The organism is Agrobacterium sp. MCAB5 (assembly GCF_052114365.1).
GTDB classification, from domain to species: domain Bacteria; phylum Pseudomonadota; class Alphaproteobacteria; order Rhizobiales; family Rhizobiaceae; genus Agrobacterium; species Agrobacterium tumefaciens.
Genome location: NZ_JBFREP010000355.1, coordinates 1 through 374 on the forward strand (window position 1 = coordinate 1; position 374 = coordinate 374).

A 374-nucleotide genomic window follows, 5' to 3' on the forward strand; every position below is an offset into this window, starting at 1 on the left:
AGTGAGTGCAATCAACACCGATCTGGCCGCAGCGATAGAAACGTTGCTCAATCCTTCGAAGGCGGACGACTACGTTCGATGTGCGGCGGCACACGTGTTCGATCCAGATGCCTTGCCGCCGACGGCTTTACTGTATCCTCGTTTCAAAGAAGACGTTCCTCGGATCGCCGACTTGGCCGCCTATCTCTGGAGGCAGTGCTTCTTCTACGCTTTGCCACGCCGTAGACAGAAGAAACTCAAGGAATCGATGGACGCAGATCCCTCGGTATCTTTGGAAGTCTGGCGCGTGGTGAGATCAGCCTTCATGGAATACTCCACAAAGAATCCTTCGCGTTCCAGCGAAGTTGGCGAAGTCATCGCGTATGTCCTCGTTC

Annotated in this window: 1 protein-coding gene; it reads left to right on the forward strand. The window is 54.3% G+C overall.

Translation table 11 applies throughout. The features are described from left to right. The coding region (locus tag AB4Z23_RS29005) for a hypothetical protein (RefSeq protein ID WP_441361375.1) at positions 1-374 on the forward strand (374 nt) is incomplete at both ends.